Origin of the sequence: Stenotrophomonas sp. TWI809, assembly GCF_039673205.1 — a bacterium.
In the GTDB taxonomy this organism is placed as follows: domain Bacteria; phylum Pseudomonadota; class Gammaproteobacteria; order Xanthomonadales; family Xanthomonadaceae; genus Stenotrophomonas.
The window spans coordinates 198,346-219,191 of the sequence record NZ_JBDJLE010000005.1 but is presented as its reverse complement, the minus strand read 5'-3'; the positions used below and the strand labels follow the sequence as shown (position 1 = coordinate 219,191).

Below are 20,846 nucleotides of genomic sequence, written 5' to 3'. Positions count from 1 at the left end.
GGTCGATGCGGTGCAGGCCGAGCCTGAACGCGGCAGGTGAAACGCGGATGACAGCGACACTGTGCATGCCGCCCACACGGCGCTCGCGCTAGGCTGCGCCCATTCACCGGGAGGATGCAGGCATGAGACAGCTGGGAAGCGTGATGGCAGTGGGGATGGTGCTGGCCTTGGCCGCGTGCGAGCGCACGCCGGAGACGCCGTCGGCCGATGCCGAGGCGGCCGTGCCTGCACCGGCGGCGGACACCGCGCCGGCAGCGCCTGCCACGGCGGCCCCGGGCACGGTGACGCAGGGTCCGGCACGCCTGGATGGCTACGGCCCGTTGGCGCTGGGCAGCACCTTGGACGAGGTCCGGGCGGCCTGGAAGACACCCCTGCAGGGCGACGTCGCTGACGACTACTGCCATGCGCTGCGGCCGGAAGGCGCGCAGGCCGAGGACGTGATCTTCATGATCGAAGGCAAGCGTCTGGTCCGGTACGACGTGCGCAACGACCGCATCGTCGCCCCCGGTGGCGGCAAGGTCGGCATGTCGCTCGGCCAGCTGCAGACGCTGTACCCGGATCGCGGCGACCTGACCCCACACAAGTACGACGAGCACGGCCACAACCTGCGCGTGCGCCCGGCGACCGAGGGCGGCGCGCTGGTCAACTTCGAGATCAACGGCGATGGCAATGTGACCGCATGGCGGGTCGGCAAGACCCCGCAGGTCGATTACGTGGAAGGCTGCTCCTGAGCCATCGGCACCGCGCCGGCCACAGGGCCGGGGCGGGCCTTCACTGTTTGGCGTGGGCTGGCCCTAGAATCGGCCCACATCTGTCACCGGGGAGCACCAGATGATTGCTGCCACTGTTTGGTTCGTGCTGGGCCTGGTGCTGTTGGCACTGGGCGGCGACGCCATCGTCCGGGCCGCCTCGGGTCTGGCCCAGCGCTTCGGCGCGTCGCCGTTCGTGGCCGGGCTGCTGCTGGTGGCCTTCGGCACCTCGCTGCCGGAGCTGGTGGTCAACGCCCGTGCCTTCGTGGTCGGCGCGGAAGAACTCGCGCTCGGCAACGCGGTGGGCAGCAACATCGTCAACGTCGGCCTGACCCTGGGCCTGGCGGCGCTTGCTGCGCCGCTGCTGGTCCGTGCGCGCCTGCTGTCACCGTTGCTGGTCTGCCTGGCCGCCGCCAGTGCGCTGCTGATCCTGTTCGGCCTGGATGGCGTGATCGCACGCTGGGAAGGGGCCGTGCTGCTGCTCGCCTTTGTCGGCCTGCTGGTGTTCCTGCTGCGCCGCGCGCGGCTGGAAGTCGAGCCGGTGCGTGAGGGCATCGCCGGCTACGCCATGACCCGCACGGGACTGTTCCTCAACCTCCTGCGGCTGCTGTTCGCGGCGGTGTGCCTGTATTTCGGCGCGCGCTGGATCGTGCAGGCCGCGCCGGTGTTTGGCGCCGGGCTGGGCTGGTCACCGTTGCTGGTCGGCCTGCTGCCGGTGGCGATCGGCACCGCGTTGCCCGAAGTGGCGGCGGCCATTGCCGCCGCCCGGCGTGGCCAGGGCGACATGGTGCTGGGCCATGTGATCGGCTCGAGCCTGTTCAACCTGCTGGTGGTGGTCGGCGGCATGGCCGCATTGCGTCCGCTGGCGCTGCCCGAATCGTTCGTGAAACTGGAGCTGCCGGCGGCGATCGCCTTCGTGCTGGTGCTCTACCCGATGCTGCGCGGTGATCTGACGATCAGCCGGCGTGAGGGCGCGGTGCTGGTGGTGGCCTTCGTCGGCTGGATCGCGCTGGAGCTGGCGCTGGTCTGGGGCGGCTGACCGTCGAAATGCGTAGAGCCGACCGTTGGTCGGCTGCCGTCTGCCACGATGCATGCAGCCGACCAACGGTCGGCTCTACCGGCTGTCCCTTGAAATGGGCGCCTTTGCGTCATCGCCGTCGTCTGCGTGGCGCGGCTCCGGCGGTGGCAGCTGTTCTTCCTTGGCGGTCTTGTGGCCCGGCAGGTCCGGCCGGGTTTCCATCAGCAGCGACAACGCGGCCTTGGCCATCATGTGCGCACTGATCGGTGCGGTGATGAACAGGAACACGGTGATCAGCAGTTCGCGCGGCTGCGGGTCTTCGCCGAGGAAGATGTGGTAACAGACCGAGCCGACCAGCACGCAGCCCACGCCCAGCGTGCTGGCCTTGGTCGGGGCGTGCAGGCGCTTGAAGAAGGTCGAGAGCTTCACCAGGCCGAGCGCGCCGACCAGGATGAAGAAGCAGCCGAACAGCAGCAGGATCGACAGCACGATCTGGATGAAGGTGATCATTCGACGATGTCCCGGCGCAGCACGAACTTGCTCAGCACCACCGTGCTGCCGAAGCCGAGCATGGCGATGATCAGCGCCGCTTCGAAGTACACCGCCGAGTTGAGGTACATGCCGAACAACATGAGTTCAGCGATGGCCGTCACCGACAAGGTGTCCAGCGCAAGGATGCGATCGGGCACGGTGGGGCCGCGCAGCAGGCGCCAGGTGGCCAGCAGCATGGCCAGGCCGACCACGTGCATGCACACCACCATCGTGGTCTGGATGAACATGTATCCGGTCATGGGAAGATCTCCATCAGCGGGGCTTCGTAGCGGGATTTGATCTGCCGGATCAGCGCATCCGGATCATCCAGATGCAGCACGTGCACCAGCAGATACCTGCGGTCATCGGACAAGGCCGCCGACACCGTGCCCGGGGTCAACGTGATCATGCTGGTCAACGCGGCGATGCCGTGGATGTTGGCGATATCCAGCGGCAGCCAGATGAAGCCGGGGTGGATGCGGCGCTCCGGCCCCAGCACCTGGATCGCGACCCGGATGTTGGAGATCAGGATGTCCCACAGGGTCACGAACAACAGCTTGGGGAGGGGCTTGAGCGAGCCGATCCGCGCGAACTCGCGGTCCAGCCGGGCGGCGAACAGCGGCACCACCACGCCCAGGATCATGCCGAGCACGAACTGGCCCAGGGTGAAGCTGTCGGACATCAACAGCCAGAACGCCACCACCATCACGCTCAGCGAGGGCGAGGGCAGGATGCGCTTGTACAGGGAAGGCTTGCCGGTCATGGCTGGCGGATCTCCGGCGTTGTGGCGCGCAGTTCACCCACGTAGTCCTGGGGCTGCAGCAGCTGGGTGGCCATCGCATCGGTGTGCTGCATCAGCGGGCCGGCGAACACGCTCATCGCGATGCCATAGCTGAGCAGCAGCGCGGCGGCGAACAATTCCACGGTGCGCGTCGGTGCCTTGCGCGGCTTGGGTGCGCCTTCTTCGACCACCGGCACGCGCCAGAACAGGCGGATGCCGCCGCGGGTCAGGCCGACGATGACCATCAGGCTGCTGCCCAGCACGGCGGCCCACACCGCCCAGGTGTACTGCGCGGGCATCCCGGCCAGCAGCGCAGCCTTGGCCAGGAAGCCGGACAGCGGCGGCAGGCCCGCGACCGACACCGCACCGATCAGGAACAGCACCGCAGGCGTTTCCTTGCCCGGCATCGGCGCGATGACTTCCTTGCGATCGCTGGCACCGCCGCGGCGGCGGCGGATCAGATCGGCAATGAGGAACAGCGCGGCGGCCACGAAGGTGCTGTGCGGCAGGTAGTAGAGGCCGGCCGAGAGCACTTCGGGCGTACGCACCGAGAAGGCGATGAACAGCGTCGCCGCCGAGACCACCACCAGGTAGGAGATCAGCACGCGCAGGCGTGCCGCAGCGAGCACGCCCAGGCCGCCCAGCACGAGGGTGGCCACACCGGCCCAGAGCAGCCACTGGCTGCCGTAGCCGGCCATCGGTCCGGCACCCTCGCCGAACCACAGCGTGCTGACCCGCAACACCGCGTACAGGCCGACCTTGGTCATGATCGCGAACAGCGCCGCCACCGCCGCCGGCGCACGCGCATACGCTTCGGGCAGCCACAGATACAGCGGCATCAGCGCGGCCTTGCTGCAGAACACCAGCAGCAACAGCCCCATGGTCGCTTTGACCAGGGTCAGGTGCGAGGCCGGCACTTCAGCGATGCGCTGGGACAGTTCGGCCATGTTGAGCGAGCCCAGCGAGGCGTACAGCAGGCCGAGTGCGATCAGGAACAGGGTCGAGGCGGTGACGTTGAACACCACGTAGTGCAGGCCGATGCGCATGCGCAGGCCGCGCCCGCCGCTGAGCAGCAGGCCATAGGAGGCGATCAGCATCACCTCGAAGAACACGAACAGATTGAAGATATCGCCGGTCAGGAACGCGCCGTTGAGGCCGACCAGCTGGAACTGGAACAACGCATGGAAGTGCGGCGCGCGCCGGTCCCAGCCCGAGCAGGCGTGCAGCAGGCAGGGGATGGCCAGCAGCAGCGTGGTCACCAGCATCCATGCCGAGAGGCGGTCGGCCACCAGCGCGATGCCCAGGCGCGAGGGCCAGTCACCCAGCAGGTACACCGCGATGCTGCCGTCAGCGGTCTGCGCGAACAGCAGCGCGACGGCCGCGGCGAGCGCGGTCAGCGTGGTCCACGCCACCGTGCGCTGCACCTTCGGCCCGTAGCGGCGATGCTCGACGAACAGCGAGCAGGCCGCGCCGAACAGTGGAATCAGGATGGGCAGGATCACCGCATGATTCATGCGCCGCCCTCCCGGCCCGGCGCGGTATCGGCAGGCAGCTCTTCTTCTTCGTGCGCGTCCACGTGGTCGCTGTGGTTGTCGCTGCGGCTGCGCATCGCCAGCACGATGCTGACTGCCGTCATCGCGAAGGCGATCACGATGGCGGTCAACACCAGCGCCTGCGGCAGCGGATCGGTGTAGTTGCCCAGGTCGCTGTCGATGCCCTCACGCAGCACCGGTGCCTTGCCCTGCACCAGCCGACCGCCGGCAAAGATCAGCAGGTTGGTCGCATACGACAGGAAGGTCATGCCGAGGATCACATCGAAGCTGCGCGCGCGCAGCAACAGGTAGATGCCGATCGCGCTCAGTACGCCGATGGCGCTTGCCAGAGCCAGTTCCATCAGTGCATCTCCCCGGTTTTTGCCGAACGGCGGTTGGGATCGATTTCGCCTTTACGGGCATTGCGGGTGCGCGAGGGCTTGATCGTGCCCATCATCGAGAGCATCAGCATCACGCCGCCGAACACCACCAGGTACACGCCGGTATCGAAGCCGATCGCACTGGCCAGCGGTACCTCGCCGATCAGCGGAATGTGCAGGTCCAGATGGCCGCTGGTCAGGAACGGCACGCCGAACAGCATCGACGCGCAGCCACTGAGGATGGCGATCAGCAGACCGGCACCGATGCAGCGGATGTAATCGAAGCCGAAGCGCGATTCCACCGAGGTGGTGCCCTGGATGACGTACTGGATCAGCAGCGGCACGGCCAGCACCAGGCCGGCGATGAAGCCGCCGCCGGGCGCGTTGTGGCCGCGCAGGAACAGGAAGATCGAGACGGTCAGGGTGAGCGGGAACATGATCTGGGCCAGATCGGCCGGCACCGGCAGCTTGATCGGCGGGCCGGGCATGATCTGTTCCGGCGCCATCCGCGAGCGGCGCAGCATGGCGTGCACCACCAGCGCGGCGATGCCGAACACGGTGATCTCACCGAAGGTATCAAAGCCACGGAAGTCGACCAGGATCACGTTGACCACGTTCTGCCCATACGCCTCCGGCAGCGCACGCGCCAGCAGCTCGCCGGCCATGGTGTTCGGCGGCAACGTCATGGCGGTGTAGGCCATCGCGGCCAGGCCGCCGCCGGCGACGATCGCGATCACCGCATCGCGCCGCTTGCGCCAGACCGACTTCTCCGGGGGCGACTGGATCGGCAGGTAGTTCATGCCCAGCAGCATCAGCACCAGGGTGACCATCTCCACCAGCAGCTGGGTCAGGGCCAGATCGGGCGCGGAGAGGAACACGAAGGTCAGCGAGACCATCAGGCCGACACCGCCGACCACCAGCACCGCCAGCAGGCGCTGCCGGTAGACGAACAGTGCGCCCAGCGCGCAGGCCATCATCACCAGCCACAGCGCCCAGCCCAGCAGTGGGATCGGCTGCGGCGAGGGCCAGTTGGGCGACGCCGGATTGGCCACGAACGGTGCGGCGGCGACGATGATCGCCACCACCACCAGCGCCATCAGCATGCGCTGCAGGCTGCCGTTGGCCAGGCCCTGGGTGAGCCGGTGGGCGAAGCCGAACACCAGGTCCAGCTGCTTGTGGAACAGGTTGCGGCCGATGCTGCGGCTGACCACCGCATGCAGGTTGATCAGGCGGCGCAGCCCGAAGTACAGCGCGATACCGCCAATGACGCCGGCGATGCTCATCATCAACGGGGTGTTGAAGCCATGCCAGACCGAGAGGCTGTAGGCCGGCATCGCCGCGCCGAGGATCGAGGAGGCGGCCGCGTGCAGCACCGGGGCGATGGTGATCGCCGGGGCGACGCCGACGGCCACGCAGACCACGACCAGGATCTCGACGGGCACCTTCATGAAGCGCGGCGGCTCATGCGGGACGCGGTCCAGATCATGCGGGCCTTTGCCGAAGAAGGTGTCGTGCACGAAGCGCAGGCTGTAGGCCACGCCGAACACGCCGGCCAGCAGTGCGGCGATCGACATCACCACGCGCATGGTTTCCGGACCGCCCGCGGTCAGCGCTTCGGCGAACAGCATTTCCTTGGACAGGAAGCCGTTGAGCAGCGGAATACCGGCCATCGCCAGCGAGGCGATGATCGCCAGCGCGCTGGTGATCGGCATCAACCGCCGCAGGCCGCCCAGCTTGCGCATGTCACGGGTGCCGGTCTCGTGGTCGATGATGCCCGCAGCCATGAACAGCGACGCCTTGAAGGTGGCGTGGTTGAGGATGTGGAACACGCCGGCCACCACCGCCATCGGTGTGGACAGGCCGAACAGCATGGTGATCAGGCCCAGATGGGAGATCGTCGAATAGGCCAGCAGGCCTTTGAGGTCATGCTGGAAGATCGCGTTCCAGGCGCCGATCAGCAGCGTGATCGCCCCGATGCCGCTGACCGTATAGAAGAACAGATCGGTGCCGGCCAGCGCCGGGTGCAACCGGGCCAGCAGGAACACGCCGGCTTTGACCATCGTCGCCGAATGCAGGTAGGCCGAGACCGGGGTCGGCGCGGCCATCGCGTGCGGCAGCCAGAAGTGGAACGGGAACTGGGCGCTCTTGGTGAAGATGCCGGCCAGGACCAGGAACAGGGCATACGGGTACAGCGAACTGGCGCGGATCAGATCGCCCGCGGCGAGTACGGCATCCAGTTCGAAGCTGCCCACGATGCGACCGATCAGCAGCACGCCGCCGAGCAGGGCCAGACCGCCGCCGCCGGTGACCACCAAGGCCATCCGGGCCCCCTCGCGGGCATCCTGGCGATGCGACCAGAAGCCGATCAGCAGGAACGAGCTGATGCTGGTCATTTCCCAGAACACCATCAACAGCAACAGGTTGCCCGAGAGCACCATGCCCAGCATGGCGCCCATGAACAGCAGCAGGTAGCAGTAGAAGCGGTGGGCGCTGTCGCGGGCACTGAGGTAGTAGTGGGCGTACATCACCACCAGTGCACCGATCGCCAGCACCATGCCGGCGAACATCCAGGCCAGGCCATCCAGGCGCAGTGAGAAGGCCAGGCCGATCTGCGGTATCCACTCCCCATAACTGCGGACGATCCCGCCGTCCATGATGGCCGGGGTCATCGTCGCCAACAGCGCCAGTCCTCCCAGCGGAGCGGCCGCGGCTACCCAGGCGGCCGTGGAGCGGGAGGTGCGGCGGAATGAAGCGACGGCCACTGCCATCAGGAAGGGCAGGGCGAGCAGCAGGAGCAGACTAGGATTCATGCAGGGAATGCGGGATTCACGAGCAGGTCGTTCAGTCTAACAGGCAGGCAATTGCTGCCGATACACCCGAATACGCCCTCAATTGCATGTAACGTGCGCTGATTCATTTTTTCAGGGCGGCGCGTGGCCCCATTCGGGCGCGTCGGCCGCCGTATGGAGACCCGCTGGCGACTTTGCCGAGTGTGGCCTCCCGGCGCCCGTCGAATCGGCTCGGGAACCAGTCGTCACAGGGGCTGCGGGACCGCGTGGGCGTGCACGAAGATGAACGGTGACCGTCGCTCGAAAGGCCACTGCGGACGATGCTGGACGGTCCGGCGTGGAGTGCCGGTGAGCGTCCTCGCTCGTTCAGGAAAAACCGGTCAGTAGCGCCAGTCCATCCGGCGGTAGAGCTTGGCCAGGACCCACAGCGGGCCGATCAGCAGGTAGACCAGATCGGTCAGGAAGCTCGGCTTGCGGCCTTCATGCTTGTGGCCGATGAACTGCGCGACCCAGGCCACGGCGAAGACCCCCAGGGCCAGCCAGAACAGGTTGACCAGGCCGATCTCGGCTTCCAGCAGCCGGCAGACGCAGCCGCTGACGAAGAAGAACGCCAGCATGCCGTAGCCCAGCGTGCGCGAGAGGCGGTTATAGAAGCACCAGGCGGCGAACATCGCCAGGCCGGCCCAGATCCCGTTCTGGAACCAGGTGATCAGCGGCGGCAGGCACCACAGCAGGGCAATCACCGACCACGCGATCGCCGGGACGGCCACGACGTGGATGCGCTGGTTCAGCGCATTGCGGTGATCGTCGGAATAACTGGCGAAATAGCGGTCGATCGGGCGTGCGACGGTGGTGGTGGCCATGTTCCCTCCCAGGATCTGCAGAGCATACCGCCCGTAGAGCCGACCGTTGGTCGGCTTGCTCTCACCCAGACGATACCCCTCGTGCTGCACGCGATAGGCCACCAACGTCCGCGGCAGTCGACCAGCGGTCGACTCTACGGCCGGGACCCCCGGCCATCACGGCCGGGGGCGCAGGCGAATCAGTCGACCGAGATACCGGCCAGGCGCTGCAGCGCCTCGGCGTACTTGGCCCGGGTGCGCTCGATGATCTCGGCCGGGATGCTCGGGCCCGGGGCGGTCTTGCCCCAGTCCAGCGTTTCCAGGTAATCGCGGACGAACTGCTTGTCGTAGCTCGGCGGGCTGGTGCCCACCTCGTACTCGTCAGCCGGCCAGTAGCGCGAGGAATCCGGGGTCAGCATCTCGTCCATGATGTACAGACGGCCATCGGCATCGGTACCGAACTCGAACTTGGTGTCGGCCAGAATGATGCCGCGCTCGCGGGCGTAATCGGCGGCGAAGGCATAGATGCGCAGGGTGGCGTCGCGCACGCGCTCGGCCAGGTCCGCACCGACCGCCTTCACCATCGCATCGAAATCGATGTTCTCGTCGTGGTCGCCGACGGCGGCCTTGGTCGAGGGGGTGAAGATCGGTTCGGGCAGCTGTTCGGCCTGGCGCAGGCCGTCGGGCAGCTCGATGCCGCTGATCTTGCCGGTGCGCTGGTAGTCCTTCCAGCCGCTGCCGATCAGGTAGCCGCGGGCGATCGCCTCGACCGGAACCGGCTTGAGCTTGCGGGTGACCACGGCGCGCTTGGCGTACAGGGCCGGATCGACACCCTCGGGCAGCACACTGGCGACATCGATGCCGGTCAGGTGGTTGGGCATCAGGTGCGCGGTCTTGGCGAACCAGAAGTTGGAGACCTGGCAGAGCATCTCGCCCTTGCCGGGGATCGGATCGGGGAGCACCACGTCGAAGGCTGACAGACGGTCGGTTGCGACCATCAGCAGGTAGTCCCCCGGCGGAGTGCCGGCGGGGAGCCGGTCGCGCGGAATGTCGAAAACATCACGCACCTTGCCGCGATGGCGCAAGGGCAGGCCGGGGAGATCGGATTGCAACAACGTGGTCGGCACGGGCACTCCTGAGGCTTCGTCATGACAGCTGTCCAGGGGACCCGGAGGGCCCGCACAGACAGCGGGCGGCCTAGTGTAAAGCGGGTTGGGCCCGCTGTGACGTAAAATGAGGATCCTTTGTCGCCTTGGCTGCCCAGACCACCATGCGCTGGTACGGAAAACTGCTCGGATTCATCGCCGGCGCCTTGTTGTTCAGGCCCAATCCGCTGTTCGGTGCCGTGGTCGGGCTGTTGCTGGGGCATGCCTTCGATGCCGACTGGTTCCGGCTGAACAGGGAAAACCCCTACCGCGAGCTGGGGCTGACCTCCGAGGCGACCGATGCCGAGATCGACCTGGCCTACCGCCGGCTGATGTCCCAGTACCACCCGGACAAGGTGGTCGGCGCGGCGCCGGAGCTGCGCCAGCAGGCCGAGCGCAAGTCGCGCCAGCTCAATGCCGCCTACGACCGCATCAAGACCCTGCGCAAGCGCTGAGTCCGCGCGGCGCCCCCTTTCCACCTCCCGAAGGCCCCGGCCATGTCCAACTGCATCATTGCCCCCTCCATCCTGTCCGCCGATTTCGCCCGCCTGGGTGAGGAAGTGGACAACGTGCTCGCGGCCGGCGCCGACTGGGTGCATTTCGATGTGATGGACAACCATTACGTGCCGAATCTGACCATCGGCCCGCTGGTCTGCCAGGCGCTGCGCAAGCACGGTGTGACCGCACCGATCGACGTGCATCTGATGGTGGAGCCGGTGGACCGGATCATTCCGGATTTCGCCGAGGCCGGCGCGACCTACATCAGCTTCCATCCGGAGGCGAGCCGCCACGTGCACCGCACGATCCAGCTGATCCGTTCGCTGGGCTGCAAGCCGGGCGTGGTGCTCAATCCGGCCACGCCGGTGGACATCCTGGACTGGGTGCTCGATGACCTGGACCTGGTGCTGGTGATGTCGGTCAATCCGGGTTTCGGCGGCCAGGCGTTCATTCCGTCGGCGCTGGACAAGGTGCGCGCGATCCGCAAGAAGATCGATGCCAGTGGCAAGGACATCCGCCTGGAGATCGACGGTGGGGTGAAGGCCGACAACATCGGGGCGATCGCCGCCGCCGGTGCCGATGCCTTCGTGGCCGGCTCGGCGATCTTCAATGCGAAGACCAGCTACCAGGACATCATCGCGCAGATGCGCGGCAACGTCGCCGCGGCGCGGGGCTGAGCCATGGAACCGGTGGCTGCCGTGACCATCCGCGTGGCCACCGCCGAGGATGCGGCGCTGATCCTGCGTTTCATCCGCGAGTTGGCGATCTACGAGAAGGCCGAGTCGTCGGTGCAGACCGACGAAGCGGGCATCCGCGCGAGCCTGTTCGGACCGGCGGCGAAGGCGCATGCGCTGATCTGCGAAGCCGATGGCGTGGCGATCGGGTATGCGGTGTATTTCTACAACTACTCGACGTGGCTGGGCCGCAACGGGATCTACCTGGAAGATCTGTACGTCAGCCCGGAGCGCCGCGGCAGCGGTGCCGGCAAGGCGCTGCTGCAGCACATCGCACGGATCGCGGTGGCCGAAGGCTGCGGCCGGTTCGAGTGGTCTGTGCTGGACTGGAATGCACCGGCGATCCAGTTCTACCAGGCCGCCGGTGCGAAGCCGCAAAGCGAGTGGACGGTGTACCGGATGGAAGGCGAGGCGTTGCGGACCTTCGCCGAAGGCTGAGCACCCGTAGAGCCGACCGTTGGTCGGCTGCCGCAGCCAACCCAGCCCGGTAGTGCCGACCGTTGGTCGGCTGCGCTTCTGGCGGGTCAAAAAAAAGACCGCACCATTGCTGATGCGGCCCTGGGAATAGCGGGAGGCTGATCCTGCCTCCATCCATCTTCCTTGCTATGGCCTTCCATTCTCCGGGGGATCGGTGACGCTTTGATGACGTTCACCGGCGGCCACGCCGTCCGCTGCTAGCCTTCGCTTCCCCACTCCCTGGAAGTACCGCATGAGCCGTCCCCATTGGCGTTTGATCCTCAACGGCAAGGCCACCGGCAATGAGGATGTGCGCGAGGCGGTCGCGGCGCTGCGTGAGCGCGGCGTGCAGCTGGAGGTACGGGTGACCTGGGAATCGGGCGACGCCGAGCGCTATGTGGCCGAGGCGATCGCGCATGGGGTCGATACAATCATTGCGGCCGGCGGTGATGGCACCCTCAGTGAGGTGGCCGAGACACTGGCGCACCGGGAAGAGGCCGCCGATGCATTGCCCTCGCTGGGGCTGCTGCCGCTGGGCACGGCCAACGATTTCGCCACCGCGGCGGAGATTCCCAATGAACCGCTGGCGGCGCTGGAGCTGATCGCGCAGGCGTCCACACGCCCGGTCGATCTGCTGCGCATCGATGCCGATGGCAAAGTGTGGTGGTGCGCGAACGTGGCCAGTGGCGGCTTCGGCACCGAGGTCACGGTGGAGACCGATGAGGGCTTGAAGAAAGTGCTCGGCGGCCTGGCCTACCTGGTCACCGGGGTATCGCGGCTGGGCCGGATCGATCCGATCCAGGCGCGGGTCCGGGCGCCGGGGTTCGAGTGGGCCGGTGGTTTCATCGCGCTGGGCATCGGCAACGGCCGCCAGGCCGGCGGCGGGCAGGTACTGTGCCCGGAGGCTCTGATTGATGACGGTCTGCTCGATATCACGGTGATCCCCGAGCTGAGCGGGGAGGTCGCCTCGACCTTTGCCGCGTTGGTCAAGGGCGGCAAGCGCGGCGCGCTGGAGCAGGTGGCCGAACGTGTGCAGGCGCCGTGGGTGGAGATCGAGGCCGAGGTGCCGCTGACGCTCAATCTGGATGGCGAGCCGGTCCAGGCCCGGCACTTCCGCATCGACTGCGTGCCGGGGCGGGTGAACCTGCATGTGGCGCTGGACAGCCCGCTGCTGTCCAGAGCCTGAGTCGCAGCGGCCGTTCTGCATACGGCTGGCGCGTGGTGGCGCCTGCCGGGCCCGGCTCACTTCAACAGGCGATCCAACAACCTGCCGGCCGCGTTCTCAACCGTCTGATCGGTGCGCCCGCCGAGACCCGTCGCGATGCCGCCCGACGTGACTGAGCGATCCTTGAAGGAAACGGGGAATGTCTGCATCCGTCGCAGTCGTCCCTGGCCCAGGTCCTGGTACTGGCCGAAGGAGGAGCTGATGTCAAAGCGGTTACCCACCGTCTGCCCTTCGCTCATGACTCTCTGCGCGATGAACGTCACCGGGCTTGATCGACCCGGCAACAAGGTGAAGCTTGGGTCGACCTGGTTGCCGGAGGCGATAGGGATGCCTTTTACGTTGTGCTTGCCCTGGCCGCCAAAAAGGCGATAGCCATAGCCATTGCTGTCGGTCGCGTTGAAGCTGCCGTGTTCGTAGTTCAATACCATTGGCTGCGATGACACGTTGCGCAACGTCATGGTTACCGTGACCTGCATGGTGCCGCGTCCCCGCTCACCCGCCCGGATCGAATCCAGACGCGCTTCGATATCGCCAAATCGCTCCAGTGCGCCGGTGTCGTCGGGCGCCGGCACGCCGCAGCGTTGGTTCAACGCTTCCAGCTGGGCACGCAGCTGTGCGTTCTCACGACGGAGCGCGTCGGCGGATTGTGCGTGGGCAGGCACGGCCTGACCGGCCAGCAATGCTGCCGCGGCAGCGGCCGACAGCAGCGACTGCTTCAAGGTGATTCCGTTCATGTGCAGATCCTCAATGCATGGACATGGCTGCGCCAAACAGGCCGAGCACGGTGAGATTGACCAGCACCCAGACGATGCCCGCAGCGAACAGGCTGGCCAAGGTGATCAACAACTGCTTGATGCCATCGGGGTTCCCCTTGCTTTGCGCATAGGCGAAACACAGGATCGTGCTGAGCAGGAACAGCACCACCCCGACGATGCCGATGATCGGCACCAGAGCGCAGACCCAGCCGATCCATCGCAGCGTCCTGGCCGTGCGCATCAGGCCTTCGGTTGCGCGACGCCCGGCTTCCTCGCGCACGAGGCGCTGCTGCAGCGCGTTCTGGACGTCGCTTTCATTGAGTTGATTCATGGATGATTCCCCTGTGGATTCCGAAACGATCAGCTGCCCAAAGCACGCCGTGCGCAGTCCTCCGGCGAAACGCACGGATCCTCTTCCGCTGGCTGCGCTGCCACCGCCGGATCGGGCGAGTAGGACGCCAGGACGCGTCCGCTGCGGTCCAGAAGCTGGACGTGCGTGACGTACGCATTGAGGCGTCGCTGGTTCAGATCCACAGACTGGACGAAGAAGTAGGTCCGCAGCCGGGGTTTGCTGTTCCATCGGCTACGAAGCCCTTCAAGCTCGCGGGCAACCGCTTCGTCAGCGACCGGGGCGAGCTGAACCTGCGCAGAGTTGCCCCAGGTGTAGGTGTACTCCGGAATGTCCATGAAGTAGCGATACTTGCCGCCGTTGAATTCGCCGACCGGGAAGCCCTTCCGCTCGAAGTCATAGGCCTGCAGGTCGGCATCCTCCAGTTCGCTCCAGAAATACGGCGAGCGGCCCGCGTCTGCGATGCCCTGTTCGAGCTGCGGGCGAAGCGCCACCATCAGGTCCTTGCGGCGGAAGGTATCGGCCGTGCCGCGGTATTCCTGCGAGGCGAGGCTGGCCATCGTGTCGAAATCCGTCGGCAGCTTGGACGTGGCGGCATAAAGAAACATCACCTGTTGGCCGCTATCCAACTTGCGATACTCAGTCAGCGGCTTGGCCAGGTCGGCTTGGGGAAGCGGGGTGCGTGCCGTTTTATCTGCGCTTGCCTGACCCTCGGCCGCAGGGGTGTTGCTGTCGTTATCGGCGCTCGGGGGTGCTGCATCGTCTTTGCCGTTGCAGGCGACAAGCAGCAGGGACAGGGTGAGTGCGGTGGAAAGTGATTGCAGTGCGGAGAGGGCCATGGCGTCCTTGACGTGGTGATGGGATGGCGGCAAATCTGCGTCCAGAGGCGCAGCGACGCAGGTCGTGAACATGACTTGACGAACAACACAGGAGGTGGTTGTGAAAGCGGAGCTTATGGAGGAGCTGTACGCCGGGGTCACCGATCCCGAGCGGATGCAGTCATTCGTTGAACGGCTCGGGCGCGCGGTTGGTTGCCACTCGGGCAGCGTGACCCTGCGGGACGTGCAGGGTGGGCGTCACGTGGCGCTGGTTGCGGCCGGTGCGATGGCGGACCCGCGTACGGTGGAGCGCTTCAACGAAGACACGCTGTATTCGGTGGACAACCTCTGGTTCAACCGGGCCGCGCCTACGATGCGGGCTGGCAGTGTCATCGTCAGCGACCGGGTGGCCACGCTGGAGGAGATGCGCGGAACGCGGTATTACCTGGATTTCCTGCGCCAGATCGACACGCTGCGCTCGGTGGCGCTATGTGCCTCGCGCAAGCCGGATCAGGTCACCATGTTGACCTTCGTGGGAACCGAGCGGCGGGGCGATTTCGATGCACGTGAGGTGGCACTCTGCGAAGCGTTGGCACCGCACTTCGTCAACGCCTTCGAGTTGCGCCAGTCACTGCAGGACGCGTGGCGCCAGGCAGGGACGTTGGCCCTGTTGCTTCTCGATGAGAACCTGCGGCCGGTGTCGGTGAATGCCGGGGGGGAGGAGATGCTGCTGGGTCGTGTCCTGCGTGTGCGCCGCAAGGCGGCATTGGAGCCGGTACATCCGGCCTCGCGTGCAGGCTGGAATGCCCTGGTCCGGCGCCTGGCGCTGCGGGGCGGTCCGGCGCAGGACCCCGGGGAGGATATCGTCGCCCTGCATGATGTCGATGGGCTACTGGCAGGCTTCGCGTCGCTCAGGCCTTACGGAAAGTACATCCCCGGCACCGGTACCGCCCGCTTTGTCATGACGGTCAACACGCTCGTGCGCCGTTCGTCTGCCGGGCTGTCCACCACCCTGCGCGAGCTTTTCGGCCTGACCCCGGCCGAAGCCACCCTGGCCGTGGCGCTGCATCACCAAGGCGAGCTGTCGGCCGCCGCCACGATCTGCGGCATCGGTGTCGGAAGCGCGCGGACCCGCCTGCAGAGCATTTTCGAGAAGACCCGTCTGCATCGGCAGGTGGACCTCGTCAGGATGCTGGATACCCTGAACGGTATGTTGGCCGCCGAGCGGCCGATGCCCCTGTACTGACGCTGGAGGCGCCAGTGCGGGCGCCGCGTCGGGGGCTGGCGTGCCTGCCTGCGGCGCGGGACGGGGTTCCCCCCCGCGCCGGGCTGCGGTACAGTCGCCGGGTGTCCATTCTGACGACCCCGCATACCCTTTCTTCCGCTCGCCGTTGGTGGCGATGGTGGCCTGTTGCCGTCGTCCGTCCCGCCACCGCCGTTTCCCGGAAGGAAAGTCGTCTTGATTACGCTCGAGCAGTTCCAGCAGCAGGCCGCTGAAGGCCACACCCGCATCCCCGTCGTCCGTGAAGTGCTGTCCGACCTGGACACGCCGCTGTCGGTCTATCTGAAGCTCGCCGACGGCCCGCATACCTATCTGTTTGAATCGGTCGAGGGCGGCGAACGCTTCGGGCGCTATTCCATCATCGGCCTGCCGGCACGCCGGGTATATGCCTTCCACGGCCATACCCTGACCATCAGCGAGTCCGGCACCGTGGTGGAAACCCGCGAGGTCGCCGACCCGTTCACCGAGGTCGAGGCGCTGCGCAGCGCCCACTCGGTGCCGAAACTGGCCGGTCTGCCGGGTTTCACCGGCGGCCTGGTCGGCTGGTTTGGCTTTGAGTGCATCGGTTATATCGAACCGCGCCTGGCCCCGCCGCGTGGCCGCGATGAGTTGGGCACGCCGGACATTCTGCTGCTGCACTCCGAAGAACTGGCGGTATTCGACAATCTCAAGGGCCGCCTGTACCTGATCGTGCACGCCGACCCGGGTCAGCCCGGGGCGTGGGACCACGCCCAGGCCAAGCTGGATGCGCTGGTCGCCACATTGCGCGCCCCCGGCGCCGGCTACCCCGCGCCGATCACGCGCGACGTGCTGGACGAGAACGATTTCGTCTCCGGCTTCACCCGCGAAGGCTTCATTGCCGCGGTCGACAAATCCAAGGAATACATCCGCGCCGGCGACATCTTCCAGGTGGTGCTGAGCCAGCGCCTGAGCGTGCCGTTCAAGGCGCGCCCGGTGGATGTGTACCGCGCGCTGCGTGCGCTCAATCCCTCGCCGTACATGTATTTCCTCGATACCGGCGACGTGCAGGTGGTCGGCTCCTCGCCGGAAATCCTGGTGCGGCTGCAGGACGGGGAAGTCACCGTGCGTCCGATCGCCGGCACCCGCCCGCGCGGCGCGACGGTGGAGGAAGACAACGCACTGGAAGTGGAACTGCTGGCCGATCCCAAGGAACGTGCCGAGCATCTGATGCTGATCGATCTCGGCCGCAATGATGCCGGCCGCGTGTCCAAGGCCGGCACGGTGGAAGTGGGCGAGCAGTTCGTGATCGAGCGCTACAGCCATGTCATGCACATCGTCAGCGAGGTCACCGGGCAGCTGCAGCCGGGCCTGAGCTATGCCGACGTGCTGCGTGCGACGTTCCCGGCCGGCACCGTCAGCGGCGCGCCGAAGATCCGCGCGCTGGAAGTGATCCGCGAGCTGGAGCCGATCAAGCGCAACGTCTACGCCGGCAGCATCGGCTACATCGGCTGGCATGGCGATGCCGATACCGCGATCGCGATCCGCACCGCGGTGATCAAGGACGGTCGCCTGCACGTGCAGGCCGGCGCCGGCATCGTGTACGACTCCGACCCCGGCAAGGAATGGGACGAGACGATGAACAAGGGCCGCGCGCTGTTCCGTGCGGTCGCGCAGGCGGCCAAGGGCCTGTAACGCACTGCTGCCGAACGGCCTGACACGTGCACGGTTGCGTGCACGCCACTTCCCCATTCAAGACGGACCCTGACCATGTTGTTGATGCTCGACAACTACGACAGCTTCACCTACAACCTCGTGCAGTACCTGCAGACGCTGGGCGCCGAGGTCAAGGTGGTGCGCAACGACGCGTTGAGCGTCGATGAAATCGCCGCGCTCGCGCCCGAGCGCATCGTGATTTCGCCCGGCCCGTGCACGCCGAACGAAGCGGGCGTGTCGCTGGAGCTGATCCGCCGGCTCGGCCCGACCACGCCGATCCTGGGCGTGTGCCTGGGCCACCAGAGCATCGGCCAGGTGTATGGCGGTGACGTCATCCGCGCCACCAACATCATGCACGGCAAGACCTCGCCGATCCGGCATGAAGGCAAGGGCGTGTTCGCCGGCCTGCCGGACCGCTACCAGGCCACGCGCTACCACTCGCTGGTGGTCGACAAGACCACGCTGCCGGCCTGCCTGGAAATGACCGCCTGGACCGAGAACGAGGACGGCTCGATCGAAGAGATCATGGGCCTGCGCCATCGCGAACATCCGGTCGAGGGCGTGCAGTTCCACCCCGAGTCGATCCTCACCGAGCATGGCCACGCCCTGCTGAAGAATTTCCTGCAGCGCTGAGCGCGCCGCACCTGCACCACAAAGGACCCCGCATGACCTTCTCCCCCCAGGAAGCCCTGCAGCGCACCATCGAGCACCGCGAGATCTTCTTCGACGAAATGGTCGACCTGATGCGGCAGATCATGCGCGGTGACGTGTCGCCGGTGATGACCGCCGCGATCCTGACCGGCCTGCGGGTCAAGAAGGAAACCATCGGCGAAATCGCCGGTGCCGCCACCGTGATGCGCGAGCTCGCCCTCGCGGTACCGGTGGAGGACAAGACGCATCTGGTGGATATCGTCGGCACCGGTGGGGATGGTTCGCACACCTTCAACATTTCCACCTGCGCGATGTTCGTGGTGTCTGCGGCCGGGGCCAAGGTGGCCAAGCATGGCAACCGCAGTGTTTCCTCCAAGTCCGGCAGTGCCGATGCAGTCGAGGCGCTGGGCGCGATCATCGATCTGCAGCCGGAGGAGGTCGCGCGCGCGATCACCGAGACCGGCATCGGCTTCATGTTCGCGCCGATGCACCACCCGGCGATGAAGGTCGTCGCACCGGTGCGACGCGAGATGGGCGTGCGGACGATCTTCAACATCCTCGGCCCGCTGACCAATCCGGTCGGTGCGACCAACGTGTTGATGGGCGTGTTCCATTCGGATCTGGTCGGCATCCAGGCGCGCGTGCTGCGCGAACTCGGGGCCGAGCGCGCGCTGGTGGTGTGGGGCCGCGACAACATGGATGAGATCTCGCTCGGCGCCGGGACACTGGTGGGCGAACTGCGCGACGGCAAGGTGCGCGAGTACGAGATCCATCCGGAAGATTTCGGTATCGCGATGTCGGCCAGCCGCAACCTCAAGGTCGGCGGTCCGGAAGAATCCATCGCGATGCTGCGTGGCGTGCTCGACAACCAGCCCGGCCCGGCGCTCGACATCGTGGCGCTCAATGCCGGCGCCGCGCTGTACGTGGCCGGTGTCGCCGACAGCATCGCCGATGGTCTGGCCCGTGCCCGTGCGGTGCTGGCCGATGGCAGTGCGCGCTCGCGGATGGAGCAGTACGTCGCCGCCACCCGCCGCATCCGCGGGGCCGTCTGAGCCCGCGTTTTCCGAATTCAGCGGGGCTGGTCGATAATGGCCGGCCTCCAGGACCCCAATGACATGAGCGACATCCTCGATACCATCCTGGCCCGCAAGGCCGAAGAAGTCGCCGCACGCCGGGCCCAGGTGCCGCTTGACGCACTGATCGCGCGCGTGGAGCAGGCTCCGCCCGTGCGTGGCTTCGCGGATGCGCTGCGCGCCTCGATCACCGCGGGCAACCCGGCCGTGATCGCCGAAATCAAGAAGGCCAGCCCCTCCAAGGGCGTTATCCGCCCGGACTTCCATCCGGCTGATATCGCGGTGAGCTACGAATTCGGCGGGGCCAGCTGCCTGTCGGTGCTGACCGACGTGGATTTCTTCCAGGGCAGTGATGCCTACCTGCAACAGGCCCGCGACGCCTGCACGCTGCCGGTGCTGCGCAAGGACTTCGTGATCGATGCCTACCAGGTGTATGAAGCGCGTGTGCTCGGCGCGGACTGCATCCTGCTGATCGTGGCCGCCCTGGACGACCGCCAGCTGGCCGAGCTGTCCGACCTGGCCATGCAGCTGGGCATGGACGTGCTGGTGGAAGTGCACGACATCGACGAGCTCGAGCGCGCCATCCAGGTGCCGGTGCCGCTGATCGGCATCAACAACCGCAACCTGCGTACCTTCGAGGTGTCGCTGCAGACCACGCTGGACATGCGCCAGGCCGTGCCGCGCGACCGCCTGCTGGTCACCGAAAGCGGCATCCTCGGCACGGCCGATGTCACCGTGATGCGCCAGGCCGGGGTCAACGCGTTCCTGGTCGGTGAGGCCTTCATGCGCGTGGAAGAGCCCGGCGAGGGCCTGCGTCAGCTATTCTTCAGCGCATGACAGCGATCTACCCAACGCCGCGCGACGACGCCCCGCTGGTGGTCTTCGATTTCGATCACACCCTGTATGACGGCGATTCCGGCAGCCATCTGTTCGCCTGGCTGATCAAGCGCAACCCGCTGCGGCTGCTGGCCGCCCTGATTGCCACGCCGCTGCTCGGCCCGCTGGTGGCATTCCTGCCCACCCGCCGCCGCGGCATCTCCGGCTATGTGTGGATCGCCACGTTTGGCCTGCACCGGGCGCGCGAGTTCAACAAGGTGATCGATCGCTACGTCCTCAAGCACGAAGCCGATATCCGCCGCCGCCTGCTGCCCGTGGCGCTGGAGGTGTTCGCGCGTCACCGCGCCGCTGGCGACCGCGTCGTGGTCGCTACCGGTGCACCGCCGGAACTGGCCCGCGCGATCCTGGCCTTCGTGGCGCACCAGGGCGTGCCGGTGATCGGCAGTGAGGTCGGGCCGTTCTTGGGCGCGGTCATCGCCACCCGCCACTGCCACAACGAAGAAAAGATGCGGATGCTGCGCGAGCGCGGCTACGGCGAGATCGACGTCGCCTACTCCGACAGCAGCGCCGACCTGCCGCTGCTGCTGGCCGCGGCGGCGCCGGTGGTGGTCAATCCGAAGGCGTCCCGGGTGGACTATTTCCGCCAGGTGCTGCCGCCGGGCACCCCCGTGCTCAACTGGGGCTGCGTGGATCGGGCCGGCGATCCGGTCTGATTCACCGCTGAAAA

The 20,846-nt window shown here is 66.7% G+C and carries 23 protein-coding genes; 12 read left to right on the top strand and 11 right to left on the bottom strand.

Features of this window, described 5'->3' with window-relative positions; translation table 11 throughout:
• Positions 1-122 precede the first annotated feature (122 nt).
• Complete coding sequence (locus ABE472_RS06335) at positions 123-731, top strand: hypothetical protein (RefSeq protein ID WP_346465892.1); 609 nt, start codon at positions 123-125, stop codon at positions 729-731.
• Positions 732-831: 100 nt separating this feature from the next.
• The gene (locus ABE472_RS06330) at positions 832-1,788 is read left to right on the top strand and encodes a sodium:calcium antiporter (RefSeq protein ID WP_346464443.1); all 957 of its coding nucleotides are present in this window, start codon (positions 832-834) and stop codon (positions 1,786-1,788) included.
• 75 nt (positions 1,789-1,863) lie between these two features.
• Here ABE472_RS06330 and ABE472_RS06325 read toward each other — a convergent pair whose 3' ends face one another.
• From ABE472_RS06325 to ABE472_RS06290, 8 genes are all read right to left on the bottom strand, one after another.
• Positions 1,864-2,277, bottom strand: coding sequence for a Na+/H+ antiporter subunit G (locus ABE472_RS06325; RefSeq protein ID WP_346465891.1), 414 nt, complete (start codon positions 2,275-2,277; stop codon positions 1,864-1,866).
• A complete protein-coding gene (locus tag ABE472_RS06320) occupies positions 2,274-2,558 on the bottom strand; it encodes a K+/H+ antiporter subunit F (RefSeq protein WP_070472350.1) in 285 nt (94 codons plus the stop codon). Before ABE472_RS06320 ends, ABE472_RS06325 begins: the two co-directional genes overlap by 4 nt.
• Entirely contained in the window at positions 2,555-3,061 is a 507-nt protein-coding gene (locus ABE472_RS06315; RefSeq protein WP_313211054.1) for a Na+/H+ antiporter subunit E, read from the bottom strand. The genes ABE472_RS06320 and ABE472_RS06315 overlap by 4 nt, the downstream gene beginning before the upstream one ends.
• A complete protein-coding gene (locus ABE472_RS06310) occupies positions 3,058-4,593 on the bottom strand; it encodes a monovalent cation/H+ antiporter subunit D (protein WP_123729955.1) in 1,536 nt (511 codons plus the stop codon). The genes ABE472_RS06315 and ABE472_RS06310 overlap by 4 nt, the downstream gene beginning before the upstream one ends.
• On the bottom strand, positions 4,590-4,973 hold the full coding sequence (locus tag ABE472_RS06305; RefSeq protein ID WP_019185295.1) for a Na+/H+ antiporter subunit C: 384 nt from the start codon (positions 4,971-4,973) through the stop codon (positions 4,590-4,592). The genes ABE472_RS06310 and ABE472_RS06305 overlap by 4 nt, the downstream gene beginning before the upstream one ends.
• On the bottom strand, positions 4,973-7,801 hold the full coding sequence (locus ABE472_RS06300) for a monovalent cation/H+ antiporter subunit A (protein ID WP_313211055.1): 2,829 nt from the start codon (positions 7,799-7,801) through the stop codon (positions 4,973-4,975). The genes ABE472_RS06305 and ABE472_RS06300 overlap by 1 nt, the downstream gene beginning before the upstream one ends.
• Before the next feature lie 359 nt (positions 7,802-8,160).
• Entirely contained in the window at positions 8,161-8,643 is a 483-nt protein-coding gene (locus tag ABE472_RS06295) for an Mpo1-like protein (RefSeq protein WP_121040632.1), read from the bottom strand.
• Positions 8,644-8,822: 179 nt separating this feature from the next.
• Positions 8,823-9,749 (bottom strand): phosphoribosylaminoimidazolesuccinocarboxamide synthase, encoded by a 927-nt coding sequence (locus ABE472_RS06290; protein WP_019185298.1) that lies wholly within the window; start codon positions 9,747-9,749, stop codon positions 8,823-8,825.
• A gap of 143 nt (positions 9,750-9,892) precedes the next feature.
• Between ABE472_RS06290 and ABE472_RS06285 the strand changes: the two genes are divergently transcribed.
• The 4 genes from ABE472_RS06285 (at position 9,893) to yegS (ending at position 12,641) form a co-directional block, all read left to right on the top strand.
• On the top strand, positions 9,893-10,222 hold the full coding sequence (locus ABE472_RS06285; RefSeq protein WP_123730837.1) for a DnaJ domain-containing protein: 330 nt from the start codon (positions 9,893-9,895) through the stop codon (positions 10,220-10,222).
• Positions 10,223-10,264: 42 nt separating this feature from the next.
• Positions 10,265-10,942 (top strand): ribulose-phosphate 3-epimerase, encoded by a 678-nt coding sequence (gene rpe / locus ABE472_RS06280; RefSeq protein ID WP_070426117.1) that lies wholly within the window; start codon positions 10,265-10,267, stop codon positions 10,940-10,942.
• A 12-nt stretch (positions 10,943-10,954) separates the two neighbouring features.
• Entirely contained in the window at positions 10,955-11,437 is a 483-nt protein-coding gene (locus ABE472_RS06275; RefSeq protein ID WP_313211079.1) for a GNAT family N-acetyltransferase, read from the top strand.
• Between the two features lie 271 nt (positions 11,438-11,708).
• Positions 11,709-12,641 carry a lipid kinase YegS gene (yegS, locus tag ABE472_RS06270; RefSeq protein WP_346465890.1) on the top strand — a complete coding sequence of 311 codons (933 nt, stop codon included), beginning with the start codon at positions 11,709-11,711 and terminating at the stop codon, positions 12,639-12,641.
• A gap of 56 nt (positions 12,642-12,697) precedes the next feature.
• Here the strand turns inward: yegS and ABE472_RS06265 are convergent, their stop codons facing one another.
• The 3 genes from ABE472_RS06265 to ABE472_RS06255 are packed head-to-tail and all read right to left on the bottom strand — an operon-like array spanning position 12,698 to position 14,695.
• A complete protein-coding gene (locus tag ABE472_RS06265; protein WP_313211057.1) occupies positions 12,698-13,414 on the bottom strand; it encodes a hypothetical protein in 717 nt (238 codons plus the stop codon).
• Positions 13,415-13,424: 10 nt separating this feature from the next.
• Complete coding sequence (locus ABE472_RS06260; protein ID WP_346464434.1) at positions 13,425-13,766, bottom strand: hypothetical protein; 342 nt, start codon at positions 13,764-13,766, stop codon at positions 13,425-13,427.
• A gap of 29 nt (positions 13,767-13,795) precedes the next feature.
• A complete protein-coding gene (locus ABE472_RS06255) occupies positions 13,796-14,695 on the bottom strand; it encodes a DUF4852 domain-containing protein (protein WP_346465889.1) in 900 nt (299 codons plus the stop codon).
• 28 nt (positions 14,696-14,723) lie between these two features.
• Between ABE472_RS06255 and ABE472_RS06250 the strand changes: the two genes are divergently transcribed.
• The 6 genes from ABE472_RS06250 to ABE472_RS06225 all read left to right on the top strand — a co-directional run bounded on the left by ABE472_RS06250 (position 14,724) and on the right by ABE472_RS06225 (position 20,832).
• The gene (locus ABE472_RS06250) at positions 14,724-15,848 is read left to right on the top strand and encodes a hypothetical protein (protein ID WP_313211060.1); all 1,125 of its coding nucleotides are present in this window, start codon (positions 14,724-14,726) and stop codon (positions 15,846-15,848) included.
• A 213-nt stretch (positions 15,849-16,061) separates the two neighbouring features.
• Positions 16,062-17,537 carry an anthranilate synthase component I gene (trpE, locus tag ABE472_RS06245; RefSeq protein WP_313211061.1) on the top strand — a complete coding sequence of 492 codons (1,476 nt, stop codon included), beginning with the start codon at positions 16,062-16,064 and terminating at the stop codon, positions 17,535-17,537.
• A 75-nt stretch (positions 17,538-17,612) separates the two neighbouring features.
• On the top strand, positions 17,613-18,191 hold the full coding sequence (locus tag ABE472_RS06240; RefSeq protein WP_070472319.1) for an aminodeoxychorismate/anthranilate synthase component II: 579 nt from the start codon (positions 17,613-17,615) through the stop codon (positions 18,189-18,191).
• Positions 18,192-18,223: 32 nt separating this feature from the next.
• Complete coding sequence (trpD, locus tag ABE472_RS06235) at positions 18,224-19,261, top strand: anthranilate phosphoribosyltransferase (RefSeq protein WP_313219435.1); 1,038 nt, start codon at positions 18,224-18,226, stop codon at positions 19,259-19,261.
• 63 nt (positions 19,262-19,324) lie between these two features.
• Positions 19,325-20,119 (top strand): indole-3-glycerol phosphate synthase TrpC, encoded by a 795-nt coding sequence (trpC, locus tag ABE472_RS06230; protein ID WP_346465888.1) that lies wholly within the window; start codon positions 19,325-19,327, stop codon positions 20,117-20,119.
• Positions 20,116-20,832: a haloacid dehalogenase-like hydrolase gene (locus tag ABE472_RS06225; protein ID WP_259258839.1), complete on the top strand. Its 717-nt coding sequence runs from the start codon at positions 20,116-20,118 to the stop codon at positions 20,830-20,832. The genes trpC and ABE472_RS06225 overlap by 4 nt, the downstream gene beginning before the upstream one ends.
• The last annotated feature ends 14 nt before the right edge of the window (positions 20,833-20,846 follow it).

Coding starts and splice junctions, on each gene's coding strand:
- ABE472_RS06335 (WP_346465892.1), top strand. CDS start 123: ATGAGACAGCTGGGAAGCGTGATGGCAGTGGGGATGGTGCTGGCCTTG.
- ABE472_RS06330 (WP_346464443.1), top strand. CDS start 832: ATGATTGCTGCCACTGTTTGGTTCGTGCTGGGCCTGGTGCTGTTGGCA.
- ABE472_RS06325 (WP_346465891.1), bottom strand. CDS start 2,277: ATGATCACCTTCATCCAGATCGTGCTGTCGATCCTGCTGCTGTTCGGC.
- ABE472_RS06320 (WP_070472350.1), bottom strand. CDS start 2,558: ATGACCGGATACATGTTCATCCAGACCACGATGGTGGTGTGCATGCAC.
- ABE472_RS06315 (WP_313211054.1), bottom strand. CDS start 3,061: ATGACCGGCAAGCCTTCCCTGTACAAGCGCATCCTGCCCTCGCCCTCG.
- ABE472_RS06310 (WP_123729955.1), bottom strand. CDS start 4,593: ATGAATCATGCGGTGATCCTGCCCATCCTGATTCCACTGTTCGGCGCG.
- ABE472_RS06305 (WP_019185295.1), bottom strand. CDS start 4,973: ATGGAACTGGCTCTGGCAAGCGCCATCGGCGTACTGAGCGCGATCGGC.
- ABE472_RS06300 (WP_313211055.1), bottom strand. CDS start 7,801: ATGAATCCTAGTCTGCTCCTGCTGCTCGCCCTGCCCTTCCTGATGGCA.
- ABE472_RS06295 (WP_121040632.1), bottom strand. CDS start 8,643: ATGGCCACCACCACCGTCGCACGCCCGATCGACCGCTATTTCGCCAGT.
- ABE472_RS06285 (WP_123730837.1), top strand. CDS start 9,893: ATGCGCTGGTACGGAAAACTGCTCGGATTCATCGCCGGCGCCTTGTTG.
- rpe (WP_070426117.1), top strand. CDS start 10,265: ATGTCCAACTGCATCATTGCCCCCTCCATCCTGTCCGCCGATTTCGCC.
- yegS (WP_346465890.1), top strand. CDS start 11,709: ATGAGCCGTCCCCATTGGCGTTTGATCCTCAACGGCAAGGCCACCGGC.
- ABE472_RS06265 (WP_313211057.1), bottom strand. CDS start 13,414: ATGAACGGAATCACCTTGAAGCAGTCGCTGCTGTCGGCCGCTGCCGCG.
- ABE472_RS06260 (WP_346464434.1), bottom strand. CDS start 13,766: ATGAATCAACTCAATGAAAGCGACGTCCAGAACGCGCTGCAGCAGCGC.
- ABE472_RS06255 (WP_346465889.1), bottom strand. CDS start 14,695: ATGTTCACGACCTGCGTCGCTGCGCCTCTGGACGCAGATTTGCCGCCA.
- ABE472_RS06240 (WP_070472319.1), top strand. CDS start 17,613: ATGTTGTTGATGCTCGACAACTACGACAGCTTCACCTACAACCTCGTG.
- trpD (WP_313219435.1), top strand. CDS start 18,224: ATGACCTTCTCCCCCCAGGAAGCCCTGCAGCGCACCATCGAGCACCGC.
- trpC (WP_346465888.1), top strand. CDS start 19,325: ATGAGCGACATCCTCGATACCATCCTGGCCCGCAAGGCCGAAGAAGTC.
- ABE472_RS06225 (WP_259258839.1), top strand. CDS start 20,116: ATGACAGCGATCTACCCAACGCCGCGCGACGACGCCCCGCTGGTGGTC.